Genomic DNA, 6,272 nt, shown 5'->3' on the forward strand with positions numbered 1-6,272 from the left:
CGGTGGACACCTCCGTGCCACCGGGCCCCGCCGCTCCGACACCGTCCAGCTCGAACCCCCTCGCTCGAACACCGCCCCGCTCGAACTCCCTCGCTCAGGCCGCCCGGGCCCCGACCGCCGGGCGCTCCGCCGCCACCCCGGCCGGCGGCTCGGCGGCCCCGCCCTCCCCGGCACCCGGGACCGCACCCGCATCCGCACCCGCATCCGCATCCAGGGCCGCGCCGCCGACCACCCGCAGCCGCCACACCAGCAGCACCACCAGCACCAGCACCCCGCCGGCCGACAGGAAGACCACGTCCACGGCGTCGGTGAAGCTGCGCACCGCGTGCTCGCGCGCGGTCCCGGTGAGCGTCCGGACGGCGCCCAGCGGCCGGCCCTGCTCGCCGTCCGCGAAGACCCTGGTCAGCACGGTGCCGAACACCGCCGCCCCCAGCGCGTTGCCGAGGTTCTGGAAGAACCGGATGCCGGTGGTCGCCACGCCCAGCTGGTGCACCGGCGCGGCCTGCTGCACCACCACGATCAGCTGGCCGATCAGCTGACCCAACCCGCAGCCCAGCAGGGCGAGTTCGGCCATCACCGCGGGCAGCGCGGTGGTCGGCCCGCTCAGGCCGAGCAGCAGCAGGGCGAGCGCCGCGCAGCCCGCGCCGGCCAGCAGGAAGGTCCCCAGCGAGTGGCCCCGGGCGAGCAGCCGGCCGACGGCCAGGCCGGAGACCGTCATCCCGGCCGCCATCGGGATCAGGTACAGGCTGGCGGTGGTCGGGGCGACGCCCCGGGCGAGCTGGAGGTAGAGCATCACCTGGACGATCGCGCCGATCATGCCCATCCCGACCAGGCCCTGGATCGCGAAGCCCAGCCGCACCACCGGGATCCGGAACAGCGACAGCGGCAGCACCGGCGCGGCGGCGACGGCCTGGCGCCACAGGAAGAGGCCGAACGCGGCGACCGTGCCGAAGGCCAGCCCGAGGATCACCGGGGACGTCCAGGCGTAGTCCTTGCCGCCCCACTCGGTGACCAGCAGCAGCCCGACCGCGAACGCCGCGGCCAGGGCGGAGCCGAGGAAGTCCAGGCCGCCGCGGCCGGTCGCCCTCGGCAGCCTGATCACCAGGGCGACACCGACCAGCACCACCAGGCAGAGCGGCAGGTTGACGTAGAAGATCCAGCGCCAGCTGACGTGGTCGGCGAGCAGCCCCCCGACCAGCGGGCCGACCGACATGCCCAGTCCCGCGACGATCCCGCCCATGGCGCTGCCCTTGGCGTTGGCGCGCCCGCCCGGCTCCTTGAACTGGGCGATGACGACCATGGTGACGCTCATCAGCCCGCCGCCGCCGATGCCCTGGACGGCCCGGAAGGCGATCAGCTGGCCCATCGACTGCGCCGCTCCGCACAGCGCCGAACCGAGCGTGAAGGTGGCGACCGCCCCGAGGAGCACGCGCTTGGCGCCGTAGGAGTCGCACAGCTTGCCGTAGAGCGGCAGCAGCGCGGTGGCGGCGAGGGCGAACGCGCTGATCAGCCAGGGCAGCCGGTCGACGCCGTGGACCGGGTCGAGGTCGCGGACGATCGGCACGGTGGCCGCCGAGACGATGTTCATGTCGAGCACGGCCAGCACGATCGTGACCAGGCAGAGCAGCATGCCCGCCCTGCGTCGGCCGGGTGTCATCGGCGCGGTGGCGTCGGGCGGTGCGGGTACGGCGGTGGCCATGGTCAAGTCCCCCCAGGGTCGGTCGAGTTCGCGTCGGGGCCGGGGTGGCCGGCGGCGCGTCCTCACCATGGCAGCATTTTTGTACCCGGTCAATTCTTCATCCCGACCAATCTTTCAGCCCAGCCAATCTTTCTACCTGACCAATCTTTCGGACCGGTCAACATTTGAGCCTGGTACAGTCCCCAGCATGGCGATGCGACCCGCACAGGACCCCGGCTCCGACGTCGACCTGGACGCGCTCCCGCTGCGCGAGCGCAAGAAGCTCCAGACCGGCATGCGGATCTTCCGCACGGCCATCGCGCTCTTCACCGAGCGCGGCTTCGACCAGGTCTCGGTCGCGGAGATCGCCGCCGCCGCCGAGGTGTCCAAGATGACCGTCTTCAACTACTTCCCCACCAAGGAAGAGCTGGTCATGCGCCCGATGGAGCAGCACCTCGACGAGCCCGCCCGGGCGGTGCGCGACCGCGCCCCGGGCAGCTCCGCGGCGACGGCGCTGCGCGAGCAGTTCCTCGCCGCGCTGGAACGCTTCGACCCGGCCTCCGGACTGAACGACGACCGGATCGTGCTCGACGTGGTCCGGCTGATCCACCGCACCCCGGCACTGACCGCCCGGGCCACCCACGGCTTCGACCTGCTGGCGCACGCCGCGCTCTCCGCCGAACTGATCGCCCAGGACCCGGCCCACGACGAGCTCACCGCCCGGGTCGCCACCGCCCAGGCGCTGGCCGTCCGGGTCGCGCTGATCGCCGCCAACCACCGGCGGATGCTCGCCGGTGAGCGGGCCGCCGACGCCCTGCCCACCGCACTGGAGGAGGCCCGCCGCGCCTTCGCCCTGCTCGAACACGGCCTCGGCGACTACTGCACCCGTGCCGCCTGAGAGAGTTGGCGCACCACGACCGACCGGAGGTGCGCATGGACCAGCCGCTGCTCACGCGGGACCGCTCCGCCCTGCCCGCGCAGGCCGATGGCCTCAACGCGTACGTCGGCGAGGACGGCGTCGCCGTCCTGGAGTTCGCCCGCCCGCACCGCCGCAACGCGGTGACCCTGGCGATCTGGCAGGCGCTGCCCAAGGTGCTGGAGCAGCTGGCCGGCCACGAGGGCGTGCGCGTCCTGCTGCTCACCGGCGCCGGCAACACCTTCAGCGCGGGCGCGGACATCGCCGAACTCTCCGAGGTGTACGGCGATCCGGAGCGCGCGGAGGCCTACCACGCGACCAACGTCGCCGCCGAGGAGGCGCTGGCGGCCTTCCCGCACCCGACCCTCGCCGTGGTGCACGGTGCCTGCGTCGGCGGCGGCTGCCAGCTCGCCGTCGCCTGCGACCTGCGGTTCGTCGCCGAGGACGCCCGGCTCGGGATCACCCCGGCCAAGCTCGGCGTGGTCTACTCGGCGGTGCCGACCGTACGGCTGTCCCGGCTGATCGGCCCGGCCCGGGCCAAGTACCTGCTGTTCTCCGGCGAGTTGGTGGCCGGCCGGGACGCCCTGCCGCTGGGCCTCGCCGAACGCGTCCTGCCGGACGCCGAACTGGACGCCGCCGCACTGGACTTCGCCCGGGTGCTGACCCTCCGCTCGACCCAGACCATCGGCGCGGCCAAGGCCGTCCTGGACGCCCCGCCCGAGCGGGCGGACGAGGTCCTGGCCCCCTGGCTGCTCCGCTCCCGGGAGGGCTCGGACATCCGCGAGGGCCTGACGGCCTTCCTGGAGGGCCGTCCCGCCCGGTTCTGAGCCGGGCCCGCCACCAACCCGCCACCGGACCGCCCCTTCACGCCCCTTCACGCCCCCGGAGCACCCACCCCGATGACGACCGAGGCCGCGCCCGCCGCCCCCACCAGCCGGACGATCTGGGCCCGCCGGATCACCGACGGCCTGGAGCCGAAGAACGTGATCATCGCGCTGCTCCCGGTGCTGGGCGGCCTCCGCTACGGCCTGCCGGGCATCGGCTGGGCGCTGTTCGCCATCCTGTTCGCCGCCGTCGTCCCGACCCTGATCATCCGGCACGGCATGCGCAAGGGCACCGTGGCGGACCGCCACGTCGGCCACCGGCAGCGCCGGCTGACCGTCTTCCCGCTCATCATGGGCTCGGTGCTGCTCAGCTTCGCGGTGATGATCGGACTGGACGCCCCGGCCGACCTGACCGCGCTGGTCCTGGCGATGTTCGCCTCGCTGGTCCCGATCCTGGTGATCACCGCCTGGTGGAAGGTCTCCGTCCACACCGCCGTGGCCACCGGCGCGGTGGTCTGCCTCGCCATCGCACTGGGCCCGCTCTGGCTGCTGCTCGCCCCGCTGGTTCCGGCGATCGGCTGGTCCCGGGTGGTGCTGCGGGACCACACCGCCGCGCAGACGGTCGTCGGCGCGGTGGTGGGCGCGCTCACCGCCGGGCTCACCTTCTGGCTGGCCCGCTGAGTCAGCGGATCGGCACCCCCGAGATCGCCCGGGCGATCACCAGCCGCTGGATCTCGCTGGTCCCCTCGAAGATCGAGTAGATCGCGCTGTCCCGGTGCATCCGCTCCACCGGGTACTCCCGGGTGAAGCCGTTGCCGCCGAGGATCTGCATCGCCTGCGCGGTCACGTACTTGGCGGTCTCACCGGCGTACAGCTTGGACATCGAGCCCTCGGCCGCCGTGAAGGGCTGGTTGTTGGCCGCCATCCAGGAGGCGCGCCACACCAGCAGCCGGGCCGCGTCGATCCGGGTCCTCATGTCGGCGAGCTGGAAGGCCACGCCCTGGTTGTCGATGATCGGCCGGCCGAACTGCTCGCGCGTCCTCGCGTAGTCCAGCGCCACCTCGTACGCGGCCCGGGCGATGCCGATCGCCTGCGCGCCGACGGCCGGACGGGAGGCCTCGAAGGTGGCCATCGCCGCGTTGCCCCTGCCCCCCGGGCGCTTGACGCCCTCGCGGGCCCGGGCCAGGCGCTCGTCCAGCTTCTCCTTGCCGCCGAGCAGGCAGCTGCCGGGCACCCGGACGCCGTCCAGCACGACCTCGGCGGTGTGCGAGGCGCGGATGCCGTGCTTCTTGAACTTCTGGCCCTGGCTCAGTCCGGGGGTGCCGGGCGGGACGACGAAGGAGGCCTGGCCCTTCGCGCCGAGCGCCGGGTCGACGGTGGCGACCACCACGTGGACGGCGGCTATCCCGCCGTTGGTGGCCCAGGTCTTGGTGCCGTTCAGCACCCACTCGTCCGCGGCCTCGTCGTACACCGCCCGGGTGCGCAGCGCCGACACGTCGGAGCCGGCGTCCGGCTCGGAGGAGCAGAAGGCCGCCACCTTGACGTCCTCGGGCGTGCCGAACATCTGCGGGGTCCAGGTGCCGATCTGCTCGTCGGTGCCGTTGGCCAGCACCGCGACGGCGGCCAGGGTGGTACCGACGATGGACAGCCCGATGCCGGCGTCGCCCCAGAACAGTTCCTCCATGGCGATCGGGATGCCGACGCCGGAGGGGTCGAAGTACTGCTGGGCGTAGAAGTCCAGCGAGTAGATGCCCAGCTTGGCGGCCTCCTGGATGACCGGCCAGGGGGTCTCCTCGCGCTCGTCCCACTCGGCCGCGGCCGGGCGCATCACATCGGCGGCGAAGCCGTGCAGCCAGTCGCGTACGGCGAGCTGGTCCGCGCCCGGGTCCAGCGAGAACGTGCTGCTCATGGTGCGTGCCTCCGAAGACGTGTGCGGCCGACCGGGGTGTTACCTCGGGTAACATCGTGGGAGTCTGCTACTGATTGGTAACCGGTGTCAACGCCCAGGCAGACCCCGCCGAACCCGATCCCGAGGAGCAGCGCATGTCCCGAGAGCCCCGCCGCGAGCAGCTGCTCAACGCCGCCGACCGGGTCATCCAGCGCGAGGGGCCGGGCGCCAGCATGAACGCCATCGCCGCCGAGGCCGGGATCACCAAACCGATCCTCTACCGCCACTTCGGCGACCGGAACGGCCTGATCAGAGCCCTGACCGAACGTCACACCGGCGGGCTGCTGGCCGCCGTCCGGGCCGCCCTCGCCGAACCGCTGGAACGCCGCGACCGGGTCGAACACGTCCTGGACACCTACCTCGCCGGCATCGAGGCCCGCCCCCAGGTCTACCGGCTGCTCACCCACCCCGAGCCCGGCGACCCCAGCAGCGCGGGCAACGCGCTCGCCCCCGCGCTCAAGCAGATCGCCGAGGAGATCACCAGGGCCGTGCGGAGCCAGGTCGACCTCGGCGCCGACCGCGACCTGCTCGCCGAGGCCTGGGGCCGCGGCATCACCGGCATGGTGCTGGCCGCCGGGGACTGGTGGCTGGAGACCAGGCCCTGCTCCCGCACCCGGATGGTGCAGGCACTGGCCGACCTGCTCTGGGGCCGACTCGCCGCCGCCGCGGACCTGCCGACCGCCGTCCCGCCGACCGCGCCCGAGCCGACCGCCGACTGAGGCCCGCGTCGCCCGACAGCGTCCGCCGACCGGAGCGCCCCTCCCCGAGCCGACCGCCGAACGCCGACCGCCGAGGGAACCGTCCGGCGCCCGAACTCTTGTGCCGCGCACGACAGTCCGGGCATCATCGGGCCGTTCGGCGTAGGCCTGCATGACCATCCGCTGGTCGGCCATCGCCATCGCCCAG

The 6,272-nt window shown here is 73.3% G+C and carries 6 protein-coding genes; 4 read left to right on the plus strand and 2 right to left on the minus strand.

Annotation, left to right across the window (positions count from 1 at the left end):
- Nucleotides 1-94: 94 nt before the first annotated feature.
- The gene (locus ACIQOV_RS22305; protein ID WP_401050979.1) at nucleotides 95-1,699 is read right to left on the minus strand and encodes an MFS transporter; all 1,605 of its coding nucleotides are present in this window, start codon (nucleotides 1,697-1,699) and stop codon (nucleotides 95-97) included.
- 187 nt (nucleotides 1,700-1,886) lie between these two features.
- Between ACIQOV_RS22305 and ACIQOV_RS22310 the strand changes: the two genes are divergently transcribed.
- The 3 genes from ACIQOV_RS22310 to ACIQOV_RS22320 all read left to right on the plus strand — a co-directional run bounded on the left by ACIQOV_RS22310 (nucleotide 1,887) and on the right by ACIQOV_RS22320 (nucleotide 4,099).
- The gene (locus ACIQOV_RS22310) at nucleotides 1,887-2,576 is read left to right on the plus strand and encodes a TetR family transcriptional regulator (protein WP_359910581.1); all 690 of its coding nucleotides are present in this window, start codon (nucleotides 1,887-1,889) and stop codon (nucleotides 2,574-2,576) included.
- Between the two features lie 35 nt (nucleotides 2,577-2,611).
- On the plus strand, nucleotides 2,612-3,421 hold the full coding sequence (locus ACIQOV_RS22315) for an enoyl-CoA hydratase/isomerase family protein (RefSeq protein ID WP_401050982.1): 810 nt from the start codon (nucleotides 2,612-2,614) through the stop codon (nucleotides 3,419-3,421).
- A gap of 72 nt (nucleotides 3,422-3,493) precedes the next feature.
- Complete coding sequence (locus ACIQOV_RS22320) at nucleotides 3,494-4,099, plus strand: phosphatase PAP2 family protein (protein WP_401050985.1); 606 nt, start codon at nucleotides 3,494-3,496, stop codon at nucleotides 4,097-4,099.
- 1 nt (nucleotide 4,100) lies between these two features.
- Here ACIQOV_RS22320 and ACIQOV_RS22325 read toward each other — a convergent pair whose 3' ends face one another.
- Entirely contained in the window at nucleotides 4,101-5,327 is a 1,227-nt protein-coding gene (locus ACIQOV_RS22325; protein WP_387685403.1) for an acyl-CoA dehydrogenase family protein, read from the minus strand.
- A 134-nt stretch (nucleotides 5,328-5,461) separates the two neighbouring features.
- On the opposite strand from ACIQOV_RS22325, the gene ACIQOV_RS22330 reads away from it, so the two are divergent.
- Nucleotides 5,462-6,085 (plus strand): TetR family transcriptional regulator, encoded by a 624-nt coding sequence (locus ACIQOV_RS22330; RefSeq protein ID WP_387685401.1) that lies wholly within the window; start codon nucleotides 5,462-5,464, stop codon nucleotides 6,083-6,085.
- Nucleotides 6,086-6,272 lie beyond the last annotated feature (187 nt).

This window comes from Kitasatospora sp. NPDC091257, assembly GCF_044757675.1.
Lineage (GTDB): Bacteria > Actinomycetota > Actinomycetes > Streptomycetales > Streptomycetaceae > Kitasatospora > Kitasatospora lactacystinica.

What these genes read in the sequence shown, in the direction of transcription:
- ACIQOV_RS22320 (WP_401050985.1), top strand. Translation starts at nt 3,494, where the DNA reads ATGACGACCGAGGCCGCGCCCGCCGCCCCCACCAGCCGGACGATCTGG.
- ACIQOV_RS22325 (WP_387685403.1), bottom strand. Translation starts at nt 5,327, where the DNA reads ATGAGCAGCACGTTCTCGCTGGACCCGGGCGCGGACCAGCTCGCCGTA.
- ACIQOV_RS22330 (WP_387685401.1), top strand. Translation starts at nt 5,462, where the DNA reads ATGTCCCGAGAGCCCCGCCGCGAGCAGCTGCTCAACGCCGCCGACCGG.
- ACIQOV_RS22305 (WP_401050979.1), bottom strand. Translation starts at nt 1,699, where the DNA reads ATGGCCACCGCCGTACCCGCACCGCCCGACGCCACCGCGCCGATGACA.
- ACIQOV_RS22310 (WP_359910581.1), top strand. Translation starts at nt 1,887, where the DNA reads ATGGCGATGCGACCCGCACAGGACCCCGGCTCCGACGTCGACCTGGAC.
- ACIQOV_RS22315 (WP_401050982.1), top strand. Translation starts at nt 2,612, where the DNA reads ATGGACCAGCCGCTGCTCACGCGGGACCGCTCCGCCCTGCCCGCGCAG.